Annotated in this window: 14 protein-coding genes; 7 read left to right on the forward strand and 7 right to left on the reverse strand. The window is 64.3% G+C overall.

The genetic code is table 11. From position 1 onward, the window contains the following. Positions 1-51 precede the first annotated feature (51 nt). From HWX69_RS15900 to HWX69_RS15915, 4 genes are all read left to right on the forward strand, one after another. The gene (locus HWX69_RS15900) at positions 52-216 is read left to right on the forward strand and encodes a hypothetical protein (RefSeq protein WP_178918027.1); all 165 of its coding nucleotides are present in this window, start codon (positions 52-54) and stop codon (positions 214-216) included. 200 nt (positions 217-416) lie between these two features. Then, a complete protein-coding gene (pyrG, locus tag HWX69_RS15905; RefSeq protein ID WP_178918028.1) occupies positions 417-2,063 on the forward strand; it encodes a glutamine hydrolyzing CTP synthase in 1,647 nt (548 codons plus the stop codon). Beyond that, on the forward strand, positions 2,063-2,980 hold the full coding sequence (gene guaA / locus HWX69_RS15910) for a glutamine-hydrolyzing GMP synthase (RefSeq protein WP_178918029.1): 918 nt from the start codon (positions 2,063-2,065) through the stop codon (positions 2,978-2,980). The genes pyrG and guaA overlap by 1 nt, the downstream gene beginning before the upstream one ends. Next, entirely contained in the window at positions 2,973-3,293 is a 321-nt protein-coding gene (locus HWX69_RS15915) for a DUF7126 family protein (protein WP_178918030.1), read from the forward strand. Before guaA ends, HWX69_RS15915 begins: the two co-directional genes overlap by 8 nt. On the opposite strand, the gene HWX69_RS15920 is transcribed toward HWX69_RS15915, so the two are convergent. Beyond that, positions 3,294-3,965, reverse strand: a complete 672-nt coding sequence (locus tag HWX69_RS15920; RefSeq protein WP_178918031.1) for an MBL fold metallo-hydrolase — start codon at positions 3,963-3,965, stop codon at positions 3,294-3,296. It abuts the gene before it with no gap. 30 nt (positions 3,966-3,995) lie between these two features. After that, positions 3,996-4,991, reverse strand: a complete 996-nt coding sequence (locus HWX69_RS15925; RefSeq protein ID WP_178918032.1) for a phosphate uptake regulator PhoU — start codon at positions 4,989-4,991, stop codon at positions 3,996-3,998. A gap of 306 nt (positions 4,992-5,297) precedes the next feature. On the opposite strand from HWX69_RS15925, the gene pstB reads away from it, so the two are divergent. Both pstB and phoU read left to right on the forward strand, forming a co-directional pair. Further along, the gene (gene pstB / locus HWX69_RS15930) at positions 5,298-6,143 is read left to right on the forward strand and encodes a phosphate ABC transporter ATP-binding protein PstB (RefSeq protein ID WP_178918033.1); all 846 of its coding nucleotides are present in this window, start codon (positions 5,298-5,300) and stop codon (positions 6,141-6,143) included. Between the two features lie 61 nt (positions 6,144-6,204). Then, entirely contained in the window at positions 6,205-6,885 is a 681-nt protein-coding gene (phoU, locus tag HWX69_RS15935) for a phosphate signaling complex protein PhoU (RefSeq protein WP_178918034.1), read from the forward strand. A gap of 541 nt (positions 6,886-7,426) precedes the next feature. On the opposite strand, the gene HWX69_RS15940 is transcribed toward phoU, so the two are convergent. The 3 genes from HWX69_RS15940 to HWX69_RS15950 form a co-directional block, all read right to left on the reverse strand. Then, positions 7,427-8,104 carry a hypothetical protein gene (locus HWX69_RS15940; protein WP_178918035.1) on the reverse strand — a complete coding sequence of 226 codons (678 nt, stop codon included), beginning with the start codon at positions 8,102-8,104 and terminating at the stop codon, positions 7,427-7,429. A gap of 533 nt (positions 8,105-8,637) precedes the next feature. Beyond that, entirely contained in the window at positions 8,638-10,860 is a 2,223-nt protein-coding gene (locus HWX69_RS15945; RefSeq protein WP_178918036.1) for a CDC48 family AAA ATPase, read from the reverse strand. A gap of 73 nt (positions 10,861-10,933) precedes the next feature. Beyond that, on the reverse strand, positions 10,934-11,980 hold the full coding sequence (locus tag HWX69_RS15950) for a zinc-dependent alcohol dehydrogenase family protein (RefSeq protein ID WP_178918037.1): 1,047 nt from the start codon (positions 11,978-11,980) through the stop codon (positions 10,934-10,936). Positions 11,981-12,054: 74 nt separating this feature from the next. Between HWX69_RS15950 and larC the strand changes: the two genes are divergently transcribed. After that, on the forward strand, positions 12,055-13,374 hold the full coding sequence (larC, locus tag HWX69_RS15955) for a nickel pincer cofactor biosynthesis protein LarC (protein ID WP_178918038.1): 1,320 nt from the start codon (positions 12,055-12,057) through the stop codon (positions 13,372-13,374). A gap of 9 nt (positions 13,375-13,383) precedes the next feature. Here larC and HWX69_RS15960 read toward each other — a convergent pair whose 3' ends face one another. Then, positions 13,384-14,106 (reverse strand): hypothetical protein, encoded by a 723-nt coding sequence (locus HWX69_RS15960; RefSeq protein ID WP_178918039.1) that lies wholly within the window; start codon positions 14,104-14,106, stop codon positions 13,384-13,386. Between the two features lie 37 nt (positions 14,107-14,143). After that, positions 14,144-15,166, reverse strand: a complete 1,023-nt coding sequence (locus HWX69_RS15965; RefSeq protein ID WP_348643033.1) for a prepilin peptidase — start codon at positions 15,164-15,166, stop codon at positions 14,144-14,146. Between the last annotated feature and the right edge of the window lie 147 nt (positions 15,167-15,313).

A 15,313-nucleotide genomic window follows, 5' to 3' on the forward strand; every position in this document is an offset into this window, starting at 1 on the left:
CGACGCCGAAATGAATCGGTCGACCCGTGGGCCAGCGTCTTCGCGGCGCTGATGCTCGTGGCACTCACCGCCGCCGTGTTTCTCGCCTTCGCCGCGAACCGACTACAGGTGGCAATGGTGGTCGGTGTGGTGGGACTCGTCGTCGCACCGCTTGGGTTGTTGGTCGTGGTGTTCGAAACCCGTCTGAATAATCTCCGGAATAGATTCGAGGACTAATGGTTCGCTAGCATCCGCGAGGCGCGCGAAGCGCGACGAGCGGTTCTCCGCGCGCCTACGGCGCGCGGGACCAAGGGCCGACCAACGGGAGGCCCGCAGTGTCTTTTTCATCGACGTTTTTGCCGCCCGCTCGCCCCGCGAGCGGGCGTGCAAAAAGGTCGGTCCGAAACGGTTTTGTCTGACGCTCGCGGACCGTCGGTATGCCGACGGAACTTACTGAGTACGACCCCACATTGGGGAACAAATTCATCTTCGTCACCGGCGGCGTGATGTCAGGATTGGGGAAAGGCATCACTGCGGCGAGCACCGGGCGCTTGCTCGCCAACGCCGGCTTCGACGTGACGGCCGTGAAAATCGACCCGTATCTCAACGTCGACGCGGGGACGATGAACCCCTACCAGCACGGCGAGGTGTACGTCCTGAAAGACGGCGGCGAAGTCGACCTCGACTTGGGGAACTACGAGCGGTTCCTCGACATCGACATGACGTTCGACCACAACGTCACGACGGGGAAGACCTACCGTCACGTCATCGAGAAGGAACGCGCGGGCGACTATCTCGGGAACACCGTCCAGATTATCCCGCACATCACTGACGACATCAAGCGGCGCATTCGCGAGGCCGCCGAGGGCCACGACATCTGTCTCATCGAGGTCGGCGGCACCGTCGGCGACATCGAAGGGATGCCGTATCTCGAGGCGCTCCGACAGTTCGCCCACGAGGAGGACGAAGAGGACATTCTCTTTACGCACGTCACCTTGGTCCCCTACTCGAAGAACGGCGAACAGAAGACCAAACCGACTCAGCACTCCGTCAAGGAACTTCGCTCTATCGGGCTCCAGCCCGACATCTTGGTCGGCCGCTGTGAGGACAAACTGGACCCCGAGACGAAGGAGAAAATCGCCCTGTTCTGTGACGTTCCCACCGACGCTGTCTTCTCGAATCCCGACGTCGCGGACATCTATCACGTCCCCTTGATGGTCGAAGACGAGGGACTCGACGAGTACGTCATGGAGCGGTTGGGACTGGCCGAAGAGGCGATTCCGAAGGCCGACCGCGACAACGGCTGGCGCGAAATCGTCACCACCGACCCCACCGACGAAATCGACATCGCGCTGGTCGGGAAGTACGGTCTGGAGGACGCCTACATGTCCATCCACGAATCGCTGAAACACGCCGGCTTCGAGACCGAAACCGACGTGAACGTCCTGTGGGTCGACGCCGACGAGATGGACGACGAACACGCCGACCGCCTCGAACGCGCCGACGGCATCATCGTTCCCGGCGGCTTCGGGGCACGCGGCACCGAGGGCAAGATGGAGGCAGTCCGCTACGCCCGTGAGAACGACGTGCCGTTCCTCGGACTGTGTCTGGGCTTCCAGATGGCTGTCATCGAGTACGCCCGTAACGTCTGCGGGTTGGAGGATGCGGATTCGACGGAGATGGTTGAGGATACACCCCACCCCGTCATCGACATCCTCCCCGAGCAGTACGAGGTCGAGGACATGGGCGGGACGATGCGACTCGGCGCCCACGAGACCGATATTTCCGAGGGAACACTGGCCCACGAGGTGTACGGATCCGACTCCTGTACGGAGCGCCACCGCCACCGGTACGAGGTCAACCCCGAGTACATCGAGGAACTCGAATCGGCGGGGATGCGGTTCTCCGGCCGAGCGAACAACCGCATGGAGATACTGGAGTTGCCCGACCACACCTACTTCCTCGGGACGCAGTTCCACCCCGAGTTCCGGTCGCGACCCACCCGCGCGTCGCCGCCGTTCGTCGGGTTGGTCGAGACGATACTCGAAGCCGACGAGGCGGACACCGAGGAGGTGACGGCCTGATGGTCGACACCGAGGCATTCATCGACGAGAAGATAGCCGAAATCGACGACTCGGTCGGCGACGCCAACGCCGTCATCGCGCTGTCGGGTGGCGTCGACTCCTCGACGGCCGCGGCGTTGGCCTATGAGGCGCTCGGCGACCGCCTCACGCCCGTCTACGTCGACACCGGGTTGATGCGGAAAGGCGAAACCGAGGGCGTTCGGGAGACCTTCGAGTACATGGAGAGCCTGCGAATCGTCGACGCCCGCGACCGGTTCCTCGATGCCCTGTCGGGTATCACCGACCCCGAGGAGAAGCGCCACGCTATCGGCGAGCAGTTCATCCGGGAGTTCGAGACGGTCGCCCGTGAGGTCGACGCCGACTACCTCGTCCAGGGAACCATCTACCCCGACCGTATCGAGTCGGAGGGCACCATCAAGTCCCACCACAACGTCGGTGGACTCCCCGACGTGGTGGACTTCGAGGGCATCGTCGAACCGATGCGGGACCTCTACAAGGACGAGGTCCGGGAAGTCGCCCGCGCGCTGGACCTCGAGGAAGTCGTCTCCGAGCGGATGCCGTTCCCCGGCCCCGGCCTCGCCATCCGCGTCCTCGGCGAAGTGACCGAGGAGAAACTCGAAGTCGCCCGCGAATCGAACTACATCATCGAGGAGGAACTCGAAGAGTACGACCCCTGGCAGGCGCTCGCGGCGGTGCTCGGAAAGGCCACCGGGGTGAAAGGCGACAACCGCGTCCACGGCTGGGTCGTCTCGGTTCGGTCGGTCGAATCGAGAGACGGCATGACCGCCCGCGCACAGGAAATCGACTGGGAGACGCTCCAGCGCATCCAGTCGCGCATCACTGGCACCCTCAACAACGTCTCTCGCGTCGTCTACGACGTGACGCACAAACCCCCGGCGACCATCGAATATGAGTAAGGTCGTCATCGCGGGGGCCGACCCCGACGAACTCGGCGCGGCGCTTTCCGAACGCGGCGCGGACGTGAGCTACGCGGAGGGAACCGCCAACCGGCCGGCCCTCGAAGAGGCCGGCATCGTCGACGCCGACACGCTCGTCGTCACCGACGCCGGGTTGGCGACCTCGATTGCGGTCGCGAAGGACCTCAATCCCGACCTCCGGGTCGTCGTCTACACGCGGGATTCGGTGCCGGAGTTCGTGAAGGGGCAGGCCGGCCACATCGTCGACCCGGAGTTACTCGACGCCGACACCGTCGCCGAAGAGATTATCTAATCACTCCGCGGCGAGTTCGTGGAGTCGGACGCCACCGCCCTTCAGGAACGGCGTTCCGTGACCCATCGCCGCGACCTCGAAGGCAGGTACGCGGTCGACGAACGCGTCGATACTCCGTCGAACCTCGTCGGTATCGTAGGAGAGCAGCCACGGTGAGGGCTGGAGGTCGCCGTCGCGTTCGATTACCATGTCGCCGAGGAACGCCGCCCGGTGTTCGTCGTGGAGGTAGACGGTGTGCCCGGGTGTGTGGCCGGGCGTGTGATAGGCCGTGAAGCCACCGATTTCGTCCCCGTCGGTGGCCGGATGGACGCGGTCGGCCGGCACGTCGGGGACGAGCAGTCCCGAAACGAGTTGCGTGAGCGCCTTGTGTCCCGACAGCGACGGTCGCTCTTCGCCGGTGACCAGCGGGGCGTCCGCACGGCCGACGTAGATGGGGGCGTCAGTCGAGAGCTTCGCCGCCGAACCGACGTGGTCGAGGTCGTAGTGCGTGATGAGGATGCGGTCGAGTGCCGACGGCGTGAATCCGGCCGTCTCGATTGCGGCCTCGATTCGCGTGGCGTCGAACGGCGTTCCCGTATCGACGAGCGTCAGGGCCTCGTCGTCGGCGACGAGGTAGGCGTTAACGCCGGTGCAGTTTATCCACCAGACGCCATCGCGGAGTTCGGTTACCATAGCCGGAGGGACGAGCGCCGAGACTAAAAATCAGGGCTTCGGTGCGGCCTTCTGGAGTGCCGTCTCGGCGATGTTGCCGCCGTAGTCGGCACTTCGGGACAGCGAGTCGACGATGAGTCCGAGTAACTGCGCCTGCTGAGGTTCGAGTTCGCGGATGCGGTCGTCGACCCGTCGGGCGAGTTCGTCGATTTCGGTGATCCGCTGTCGGGCGTCGTTGGCGAGTCGCGTCGCGCGGTCAGAGTCCTCCTCCAGCAGGGCGTCCATCGCCATCTCGATGATTTCGGTCGCCTCGGTGTGCAGCGCCTCGATGGCTTCGGCGGCGTCGTCTGGTGGTGCGCCGAGCGTCCCGGCGTGGGTTGCTATCTTGGCCGCGTGGTCACCGACGCGTTCGAGTTGGCGGGCGCTGGAGTGGTAGTCGAAACACGTCTCGCGGTCGAGGCCGATGTCGGCGGCCGCCGAGGGGTCACGAAGCACCGACCGAAACACACGGGAGACCATCGACCACAGCCGGTCGACGTCGTCGTCGCGTTGGACCACGTCAGCCGCGAGGTCGTCGTCGTCCTCCAGTAGCGCGGTGACGGCGTCGCCGAGCATCGTCGTCGAGACGAGCCGCATCCGCGTGATGGCATTGTGCATCGACAGTTCAGAAGAGTCGAGTAAGTCCTGCAGTTGGACGCGCTCTGAGGTCTCGCCGATGACCTCGAGTCCGACGAGGCCCTGTGTCGCCTCCCGAATCGTCCGGCGCTGGGCGGCGCTGACGCGGGCGGTCTCCAGAGTGATGATGTCGAAGCCACTGACGTACATCGTCACGACCGCACGCATCAACTGGTCGCCCTCCAGTCCGGTGATGTCGAGTGACCCTTCGACTTTCTCCTCGTCACGGCGCGGCGTCAACAGAAGCGAATCCTCCTCGGGATGGAACTCGACGACGCTCCCGCCGCTGACGCCGTTTTCCGTCGCCCACTCCTTCGGGAGCGAGACGGTGTATGTAGAGCCACCCGTCACCTGCACCTTTCGGGTCTCCATAAGCACCCCTACCAACCAGCAATATAAATTATCATCGGAATATATACTGAGTTCCGAGACGCCCACATACCGACCTAATGGTTCCTTGATAGACGAGAGTGGGTCGAAACGTAGTCCAGAACCCCATCGAAGTACGTGGCAGAATATAGCCCTATATAGCAATCATAGTGGAGTATTTACGGAATCGGTGGCGACGTGACGTAAGTACGGGCGGTCGAGTGTGTCGCATCCGACAGCTATCCACCGACGGACTGCCGTCGAGTGACCCGACACGGTACTCGCCCTCAGCCGAGACGGACTTATCCAATGAGCCGGAACGAATCCACCGCCGACGCCTCGTCCGAATCGCTCGTCGAACAGGGACCGACCGCCGGCCTCGAATCGACCGACCGCGGGAACGGCCGGACCATCATCAGCGCCCGCGACATCAACGTCTGGTACGACGAAACGCAGGCGCTGAAGGACATCTCGATGGAGATACCCGAACAGCAGGTGACGGCACTCATCGGCCCCTCGGGGTGCGGGAAATCGACGTTCCTTCGGTGTGTCAACCGAATGAACGACCTCATCGACGCCGCCCGCGTCGAGGGGGAACTGCAACTCCGCGGCAAGAACGTCTACGACGAGGACGTCGACCCCGTCGCACTGCGCCGGAAGGTCGGCATGGTGTTTCAGAAGCCGAACCCGTTTCCGAAGTCGATTCGGGAGAACGTCGCCTACGGCCTGAAGATTCAGGGCTACGACGGCGACATCGACGCCCGCGTCGAGGAATCGCTGAAAGCCGCGGCACTGTGGGACGAGGTGAAAGACCAACTGGACTCCTCGGGGTTGGACCTCTCCGGTGGCCAACAACAGCGGCTGTGTATCGCCCGGGCCATCGCACCCGACCCCGAGGTCGTCCTCATGGACGAGCCGGCATCGGCGCTGGACCCTGTCGCGACCTCCAAAATCGAAGACCTCATCGACGACCTCGCCGCCGAGTACACCGTCCTCATCGTCACCCACAACATGCAGCAAGCCGCCCGCATCTCCGATAAGACGGCCGTCTTCCTCACCGGCGGCGAGTTGGTCGAGTTCGACGACACCGAGAAAGTGTTCGAGAACCCCGACAGTGACCGCGTCGAGGACTACATCACCGGCAAGTTCGGATAACGGCTGACGGGCGTCGGACGCCTCCCGAAGACACAAATCCGAGACCCGAGAAGGGTCCCGTATGGCACGCAAGGGATTCCAGGAGCAACTCACCGAGCTCCGAGAGAACGTCCTCTACATGAGCGAGGTCGTCCTCGAACGGCTCCGGATGGGACTCCGCGCACTCGAAGGGAAAGACGAATCGCTCGCCCGCGAGGTCATTGAGGGCGACCACGAAATCAACGAGATGTACCTCGAACTCGAGAAGGACTGTATCGACCTCTTCGCGCTCCAACAGCCGGTCGCCGGCGACCTCCGGTTCATCGCGGCGTCGTTCAAAATCATCACCGACCTCGAACGCGTCGCCGACCTCGCGACCAATCTCGGTGACTACACCCTGCAGGCGAAGCGCGACCTCTACCCCGACGTTGACGTACAGGGCATCGGCGACGCCGTCATCGAGATGATAGACGACGCGATGACGGCCTACGCCGACGAGGACATCGACGCGTGTTTCGACATCGACGACCGCGACGACGACATCGACGCGATGTGTGAGAACGCATCCAGTACCGTCGTCCGAGACCTCATCGAGACGGAAATCGACGCCGAATCCTCCGATCAGGAAATCGAGTCGCTGATGCAGGAGGTCTCACGACTCCTCCTCACCATCCGTGACCTCGAGCGCGTCGGCGACCACGCGGTCAACATCGCCGCGCGGACGCTATACATGGTCGACAACAGCGACGAACTCATCTATTGAAAGTTTTTGCACGGCGCCCTGCGGGCGCCGGCAAAAACGTTCATGAAAAAGACACGTCGGGCCTCCCTCCGGTCGGCCCTCGGTCCCGCGCGCCTGCGGCGCGCGGAGAACCGCTCGGTCGCTCCGCTCCCTCGCGGATGCTATCCAAAGGACCGAATCGGTCGATATAGGGGATTCACATTCCGGCGGGAGATTCGAACCGTCCGTACTTTGATAGGAACGCGATGCGAGATACAGAGGATGTATGCAGCAGGGCGTTTGCTTCAGAGGAGGCAAAATAGCAGTCAGCAATATACCCAGAATGTCGTGTTGTGTACAGAGGACATCCTCTCGGAGAGACCCGATGATCCCTCCGTCACCTGAGGTGGATGAGAACCTCCCGGAAATGGAACTATGGCAGGTTCTTCACGACGAACCCATCCTCACGTACTGTCCTTGATCTCTCTGTTCCCGTCCGACGACCGACCTGCCTGAGCCAAACTCACCACGGTCGCTCTGCAGTGACCCCCAGGATCCGAAGCTCCGCCCCGGACAGAGTTCGTCATTCCAGTAGGCAGCAAGTGCAGCAAGGCCCGGTGTACGGAATCACGCAAGCACAGCCCCATTGACGGCCATCGGAAAGGACGACCCAAGAACCTCTGGTATCTGGGTCCTCTTCGGTCCCGTGCGCCCAGTAGACGCCGGAAACGCCGGTCGCGGCGTCCGCCGTGAACTCTCTTGGCTCCTCCACGGCGACGGTGACTGTCCCGGTCACTGCGTCGTCCCCCACGACGAGATCGGCCGTGGCCTCGAAGTCGCTGGGTTCCTCGCTTTCGAGCGTCGCCGCGCCCTCGGCATCGATTGCGCCGAGCATGATGGCGAGGCTTTGACCATCGTACAGGTGAACGACGATATCGTCGTCCGCTCCGGCGCCGATGTCGTCAAGGAAGGCGATGCCGATTGCCTCCCCGTCGTCGATCCAGCCGACGTACGAGTTCTCCGCCCGCTGTGCCTGGAGAGTCCCAACCTCCGTCTCGGCCTCCAATGTGTCGAGGTCCAGTTCCATAGCGCCATCGTCCTCCGGGATGGCCGTGTCTGTACCCGGTGTGTCAGGCTCCGGCGAGCCGTCCTCGCTCATGCAGCCGGCCAGCCCGACCGTGCCCATTCCACCCGCACACGCGTTCAGGAGGGCTCGGCGGGAGATGACGTCCAATCGAGTAGATTCGGGAGTCGGTGACATGGTGTAGTGTCTTTCCCCCGTAAGAGCCGAGACGGACACGACGGTGAAATAGCTACTTAGTGACTTCTCGTCACCTGTTGACGCTCCGGGTAGGCGGTGGCCGAGCTGCAGCTGCTGCAACTGCGGCGCTCGCTGCACGACGGAAGGGCTCGTAGTCGAATGTCCGGCACTCGCGGGCGCTACTGCAGTACTCCGCTTCAGCGACCACTCTCCGAATCATTCGCCAGTCGTTGGTGTTTGAACACCCTCCCTTTGCCACGCCGCTACCAATAATATCGGGACCCACAAAGCCCTCAGCGTTAACTGTACATCGCTACATAACACGCTATTCACCGAACAAACGCTGAAACAAACAATCACTTCTCGATCGCATCCGCGAGAGGGGGTTCGATAGTACCCCCTCGAAGCGGTTCACCGCGCGAGCGAAGCGAGCGCGGGACCGAGGGCCGACCATCGGGAGGCCCGACGTGTCTTTTTCATGAACGTTTTTGCCGGTAGACCGAGCGAAGCGAGGTCTACCGTGCAAAAAGGTTCTATTGGAAACCGATGCGGCCGCCCTGTCGATGGCCGGTTTCGGCGCCGCCACCGCGGAACTCGTCTTCGACCTGTTCGTAGTACTCCCGAATGTCGTCGGTGATGGTCGGTCGGACCGACTCCAGGGCCTGTCGGAAGTGTCGCATCTCGACGGCTTCGGCGTCGTCGTCCTCCCGAAGCGCCTGAATCGCCGCCTCACGGCCGATGGATTCGAGGTCGGAGCCGACGTAGCCCTCGGTGATCTCGGCGAGTTCACGGAGGCTCACGTCCGGCGACAGCGGCGTGTCCTTGGTGTGGATACGGAGAATCTGCTCTCGGCCCTCCACGTCCGGTTCACCAATCATCACGAGCCGGTCGAAGCGCCCACTCCGGATGAGCGCGGGGTCTATCATGTCCGGGCGGTTCGTCGCCCCGATGACCATCACGTCGCCCATCTCTTCGAGGCCGTCCAACTCCGTCAGCAGTTGGTTGACGACACGCTCGGAGACGTTCGACCCGGTGTCGCTGCCGCGGCCCGGCGCGAGACTGTCGAGCTCGTCGAAGAAGATGACGGTCGGCGCGACCTGACGCGCCTTCCGGAAGGTCTGTCGGATGGCCTTCTCCGATTCGCCGACCCACTTCGACAGCAGTTGCGGACCGCGCACCGAAATGAAGTTGGCGTTCGTCTCGTTTGCGACGGCTTTCGCCATCAGCGTCTTGCCGGTGCCGGGCGGGCCGTACAGCAGCACACCTTTCGGCGGTTCGACGCCCATCCGCTGGAACTTCTCGGGGGAGTTCATCGGCCACTCGATGGACTCTTTGACCTGTCCTTTCGCTTCGTTGAGGCCGCCCACGTCGTCCCACGATATCTTGGGGAGTTCGACCAGGACTTCCCGCATCGCCGATGGGTCGACCTCGTTGAGCGCGCCGCGGAAGTCGTCGCGTTTGATTATCATCCGGTCGATGAGACTCGGCGGGATGTCCTCCTCGTCGAGGTCGATTTCGGGGAGGTAGCGGCGGAGCGCCTTCATCGCCGCTTCCTTCGTCAGCGACTCGATGTCGGCGCCGACGAAGCCGTGAGTCTCGTCGGCCATGTGGTCCAGACTCACGTCGTCAGCCAGCGGCATTCCGCGGGTGTGAATCTGCAGTATTTCCTTCCGCCCCGTCTCGTCGGGGACGCCGATTTCGATTTCGCGGTCGAAACGGCCCGGCCGACGCAGGGCGGGGTCGACCGAATCGACGCGGTTCGTCGCCGCGATGACGATGACCTGCCCGCGCGATTCCAGTCCGTCCATCATCGTCAGCAGTTGGGCGACGACACGGCGCTCGACCTCGCCGGTGACGTCCTCGCGTTTCGGCGCGATGGAGTCGAGTTCGTCGATGAAGATGATGGAAGGTGACTCCTCGGTGGCGTCCTCGAATATCTCCCGCAGTTGTTGTTCGGACTCGCCGTAGTACTTCGAGATGATTTCCGGGCCGGCAATCGAGAAGAACGAGGCGCTGGTCTCGTTTGCGACGGCCTTCGCCAGCAGGGTCTTACCGGTGCCGGGCGGGCCGTGGAGCAACACCCCCTGTGGCGGCTCGATACCCAGTTTCTTGAAAATCTGGGGGTGTTTCATCGGCAGTTCGACCATCTCGCGGACCCGCTGGATCTCGTTTTGTAGGCCGCCGATGTCCTCGTAGGTGATGCCGCCACCGGTCTTCTCGAAGCCCGAAATCGGCTCCTCGCGGAGTTCGACCTCGGTGTCCTCGGTGATGAGACAGACGCCGTCGGGGTCCGTTTCGACGGCGATAAGCGGAATCGCCTGCCCCGGCGAGCGCATGAACGGATGGTTCGTCGAACTCATCACGGGGACGATGTCGCGTTCGACGACCGGCCGCTTCAGTATCTGCCGTTTGACCATCCCCGCGGCGTCGGAGCCGAACTGCACCGATGCCTCCTCCGGCGGCGCGAGGACGAGTTTGTCCGCCTTCGTCGCCTCGGCCTTCCGGATGGTGACGCGCTCGCCGATGCCCACGTCGGCGTTCTGGCGGGTGAACCCGTCGATGCGCACCGTGTCGGTGTTCCAGTCCTGCCGGTCGGCACGCCACACCTTCGCCGCAGTGGTGTCGGCACCCTCGATTTCGATGATGTCTCCCGGCGACAGCTTCAGATGCAAAAGCGTGTCCGGGTCGAGTCGCGCGATGCCCCGACCCGAGTCGTTCGGGTAGGCCTTGGCGACCTCTAGTTGAACCTCGTTCATCCTGATACGTGAATTCGGGTCGCGCCGGAGATATGCTTTTTGCTGCCACGCCACCCAACGGCTACCTCTCAGCTCACTCCTGTGGCTTCACCAACACCTTGATTGCCTCCCGGTCGTCCATCGCGCGGTAGCCGTCCGGAACGCCGTCCATACCGACCGTCTTCGTGAAAATCGGCGAGGGGTCGAGCGTCCCCTGCAGCACGTCGGCCATCAACTCCTCGGCGTAGGCCCGGACCGGCGCGACGCCGCCCCGAAGCGAGATGTTCGCTCCGAACATCGAATGGAGGTTCATCCCCTCCTCCTCGACGCCGAGCGGAACGCCGACGTAGCCGATGGTGCCGCCCGGACGACAGACCTCGATTGCGGTCTCCATCGACGACGCCGCGCCGACACACTCCAGGACGTGGTTCGAGCCGCCGTAGGTGAGTTCGCGGGCGCTGTCGATGGCTTCCTCGCCCCGCGCCGAGATGGTTTCGGTCGCACCGAATGACTCGGCGAGTTCGAGTCGGTCCTCGTGGTGACCCATCGCGACGATGCGCTCGGCGCCGAGTCGACCGGCGGCGAGGACGGCACACAGTCCGACCGCGCCGTCGCCGACGACGACGCAGGTGTCACCCGCCTCGACGCCGGCGCTGACCGCGGCGTGGTGGCCCGTCCCCATCACGTCGGTCAGCGGAAGCAGTGGCTGCAGCGTCTCCTCGTCGTCCGCGTGTCGGTCCGGAACCCGAACGAGCGTCCCGTCGGCGTGTGGTGACCGGACGTACTCGCCCTGTGCGCCACCGTTGTCGCCGCTCCAGGAGTCGCCGTTCCGACAGGAGGTGTGGAGTCCCTTCCGGCAGAACTCACACTCCCCGCAGCTGACGACGAACGGCGCGAACACGCGGTCACCCGGTTCGACCGACCGCACGTCCTCGCCCACTTCCTCGACGATACCCATCGGTTCGTGGCCGACCCGGGAGTTCTCCTCGCGGTCACGCTGACCGCGGTAGAACCACAAATCGGAGCCACAGACGGCGGTGTGAGTGACCCGGACGATGGCGTCGGTCGGCTCCTCGATTTCGGGTTTCGGCACCTCCTCGACTGTGATGTCTCCCGCTCCACGATAGATAGCAGCGCGCATACGACACCCACGGACTGCGCCCGCATAAAGCGTGTACCACACCACTTTTCGCCTCGCACGACCGACGTATTCGCATGAAAACGCTCGCCTTCGACGGCCGAACAGGGGCAAGCGGTGACATGCTCCTCGGCGCGCTGGTGGCGGCCGGCGCCGACTCCGAGGTGCTCTCGCCCATCGAAGACGTACTCGACGTGACCTACCGCATCGGCGAGACGACGAAGAACGGTATCCGAGCGACGACGGTCGACGTGTTGGTGGACGGCGACGGCCACGAACACGCCGACCATGCTCACGAACACGAACATGGCCACGACCATGGCGACGGCCACGAACATGCCGACCATGCTCACGACCACGAACATAGCCACGACCACACCCACGCCGAGGGCCACGGCCCGAACCGGACCTACGCGGAGTGTCGGGACATCGTCGGCGAGATGGGTCTTCCAGAGGCCGTCGAAGCCGACGCCACGGCGGTATTCCGGCTGCTCGGCGAAGCTGAATCCCGAGTCCACGGAACCGACCTCGAAGAGACGCACTTCCACGAGGTGGGGGCCGACGACGCCATCGCCGACATCGTCGGGGCGGCGCTGCTGTTCGACGACCTCGACGCCGACCGCGTGGTGACGACGCCGGTCGCCGTGGGCGGTGGTGAGGCGTCGATGAGCCACGGCGTCTACCCGGTGCCGACGCCGGCCGTGACCTACATCGCCGAGGCGGCGTCGTGGGAACTACACGGCGGACCCCTCGACGAGGAACTTCTCACACCCACGGGGGCGGCGATTCTTGCACACTTCGCCGAAGGCGTCGACTCGCTGCCACCGATGGACATCGACAGTGGTGGCTACGGAGCCGGCAGCAAGTCCTTCGAGGACCACCCGAACGTCCTCCGGGCAATGGTCGGCAACTCCAGCGGCGGCCTGAAGCGCGACGACATCCGCGTGCTGGAGACGAACCTCGACGACGCGAGTCCCGAGATGCTGGGCGGGCTCCAGGAAACGCTGACCGACGCCGGCGCACGGGACGTGACGGTCGTTCCGGCGACGATGAAGAAATCCCGGCCCGGCCATCTCGTGAAAGTCATCGTCAAGCCCGATGACGTGGCGTCGGTCGCGAGACGACTCGCCGAGGAGACGGGAACGCTCGGTATCCGCGAGACGGCGGCGGGCCACCGCTGGATAGCCGGGCGGTCCTTCGAGACGGTCGAACTCGACATCGGCGACGAGACGTTCGGCGTGACGGTGAAAATCGCGGCCGACGACGCGGGCGAGGTGTACGACGTGAGCGCCGAGTACGACGACGCCGCGGCGGTCGCTGACGCCACCGACCTCGCGATTCGAGATGTCGTTCGCCGTGCCGAGACCGCATATCGACAGGAGTACGACACGCAATAAGACGGCGTCTCAACGCTTTCGGTGTCGCTGCAGGGCTTCCTCCATCGTCAACTCGCCGACAGCGACCCGTCTGGCGAGTTCCTCGTCGATGGTGCGGCCGTCGTCGCTCCGTCGCCGCGAACGGTTCTTGATGAGTTGGATTTCGCCGGCCGTCGGTTCGATGTCCCGACTCTCGATTCGCTCGCCGTCGAGTCGCGCGATGTTGACCGCGGCCAGCACGTCACCCATGCCGCGTGCGCCGGTCCCGAGATACGGCGTCGTCCCCGTCTCGTCGACGAGTTCGACCGGCACGCCGTCGAGGGCCTCGATTATTTTCGTTCCCTGCAATCGCGCGCCGTCACCGATTCGGATCAGCGGGTCGGGCGCCTCGGCGACTTCCTCGGCGACGACCGCCGCGGCCTCGTCGGCCGGCACCTGAAACGCGGCGACGACCGTCTCACCCGAGAGGACGGCGATCCCGGGGCGGTCACCGGGGTCGATGCCGACGACGGTTTGGCCGCCGTCGCCACGGAGAATCGCCAGCGCCGCGTCGACCGCACGGCGAGGGTCGTCCGGCGTCGCCCGAACCGTCTCCACGTCGGGGTGTTCGTCCTCGGGACCGACGATGGCGACGCGAGCCGCCTCCGGAAGCGACTGGCCGGGTTCTAGCGTGGTGAACTCGACGCCCCGGTCACGGAGCTCGCCGACGACGCCGTGGTACACCTCGAAATCGTCCGTGGCGACGACAATCACGGCCGAGAGTTCGCCTGCGGGGGCTTAAGCCCGACGCCTACGCCGCCCCGAAGAGCCCGAGGAGGACGAACAGCAAATCGCCGAACGTGAGCGCGAGGAGCAAACCGACGAACATCGGGACGATGAACGGGACGCCGGGGGTAATCCACACCGACTCGCGGTCCGGTTCGGTGAGCACCTCGAGTCCCCCCCGAAGTTCCTCGGGCGTCGTCCCGTAGGCGCTGTGTTCTTCGAGGAACCGTTCGGCGCCCCACGCGTCGAACGGCCGAATCGCCGCCTCGGAGGAATCGAATCGGTCGGCGACGACGCCCCCACCGTCGGTCAACGCGCGCTCGTCGACCTCGATAGAGCCATCGCCGGGGTCGTTGCGTTCGGTCGGGAGGGGGTGCCGATACCGGTCGGGGGTCGTCCGAACCGCCTCGAAGGAGACGCCGCGCCAGCGGAGATACATCCGGAGCGCGTCGATGTCGAGTCCCTGGCGGGTGAACCCCTCGGGCGTTTCGAGCAGACGGCCGTACTCCGAGAGGATGTCGTCGATTTCGACGGCGCGGCCGATGAACATCGCGGGCGTGAACGCGCCTCGGAGCGCGTTCACCCCGGCGAGGAAGAAGGGATAGGCGAGACCGACGAGAACGGTGTTCGAGAGGATGCTCAGCGAGAAGACGCCGAGGGGCGGTTGGTTTCCGGACGGCGGATACACGCCCGTCCCGACGAAAAACGCCGGGTAGACGGGCAACAGCAGCGAAAGCGTCATGATGGCTTTGGCATCCGCGCCGCCGAAGCCGCCGAGTCGCCAGAAGATGTACCCGAGCGGCGCAACGAGACCGACCGAGAGGACGACCTGTACCGCGAAGCGTCGCTGTTCGAAGGCGGCGGCGTCGGCCACGAGCCAGCCGTCCCACGCCAGCGCGACGAGGCCGGCGACGGCGAGGGGCAGCCACGTCCGGTTCGGGACACGCCGGGTTTCGATGTCGCGGTAGGCGGCCCACCCGAACACCGGAACGGCCAGCAGTCGGATGATGTCGGGCCCGGTCGCGAAATCGAAGAGCAGCGACGACACGTAGGGGAGTGTGTCCACATCCCTCTTAAACGCAAGCACTCTTTGCCGACCGTAGCTGAAGGACTTTATTGCCGCATATCCACCTCATTTTCGAACGTTCGTTCACTATTTTGCCCACAGAATACGCCCGATAGGGAAAGTATATCC

It is taken from the genome of Natronomonas gomsonensis, assembly GCF_013391635.1.
Lineage (GTDB): Archaea > Halobacteriota > Halobacteria > Halobacteriales > Haloarculaceae > Natronomonas > Natronomonas gomsonensis_A.

What these genes read in the sequence shown, in the direction of transcription:
- larC (WP_178918038.1), top strand. Translation starts at nt 12,055, where the DNA reads ATGAAAACGCTCGCCTTCGACGGCCGAACAGGGGCAAGCGGTGACATG.
- HWX69_RS15925 (WP_178918032.1), bottom strand. Translation starts at nt 4,991, where the DNA reads ATGGAGACCCGAAAGGTGCAGGTGACGGGTGGCTCTACATACACCGTC.
- HWX69_RS15920 (WP_178918031.1), bottom strand. Translation starts at nt 3,965, where the DNA reads ATGGTAACCGAACTCCGCGATGGCGTCTGGTGGATAAACTGCACCGGC.
- HWX69_RS15900 (WP_178918027.1), top strand. Translation starts at nt 52, where the DNA reads ATGCTCGTGGCACTCACCGCCGCCGTGTTTCTCGCCTTCGCCGCGAAC.
- HWX69_RS15945 (WP_178918036.1), bottom strand. Translation starts at nt 10,860, where the DNA reads ATGAACGAGGTTCAACTAGAGGTCGCCAAGGCCTACCCGAACGACTCG.
- guaA (WP_178918029.1), top strand. Translation starts at nt 2,063, where the DNA reads ATGGTCGACACCGAGGCATTCATCGACGAGAAGATAGCCGAAATCGAC.
- HWX69_RS15940 (WP_178918035.1), bottom strand. Translation starts at nt 8,104, where the DNA reads ATGTCACCGACTCCCGAATCTACTCGATTGGACGTCATCTCCCGCCGA.
- pyrG (WP_178918028.1), top strand. Translation starts at nt 417, where the DNA reads ATGCCGACGGAACTTACTGAGTACGACCCCACATTGGGGAACAAATTC.
- HWX69_RS15915 (WP_178918030.1), top strand. Translation starts at nt 2,973, where the DNA reads ATGAGTAAGGTCGTCATCGCGGGGGCCGACCCCGACGAACTCGGCGCG.
- pstB (WP_178918033.1), top strand. Translation starts at nt 5,298, where the DNA reads ATGAGCCGGAACGAATCCACCGCCGACGCCTCGTCCGAATCGCTCGTC.
- phoU (WP_178918034.1), top strand. Translation starts at nt 6,205, where the DNA reads ATGGCACGCAAGGGATTCCAGGAGCAACTCACCGAGCTCCGAGAGAAC.
- HWX69_RS15950 (WP_178918037.1), bottom strand. Translation starts at nt 11,980, where the DNA reads ATGCGCGCTGCTATCTATCGTGGAGCGGGAGACATCACAGTCGAGGAG.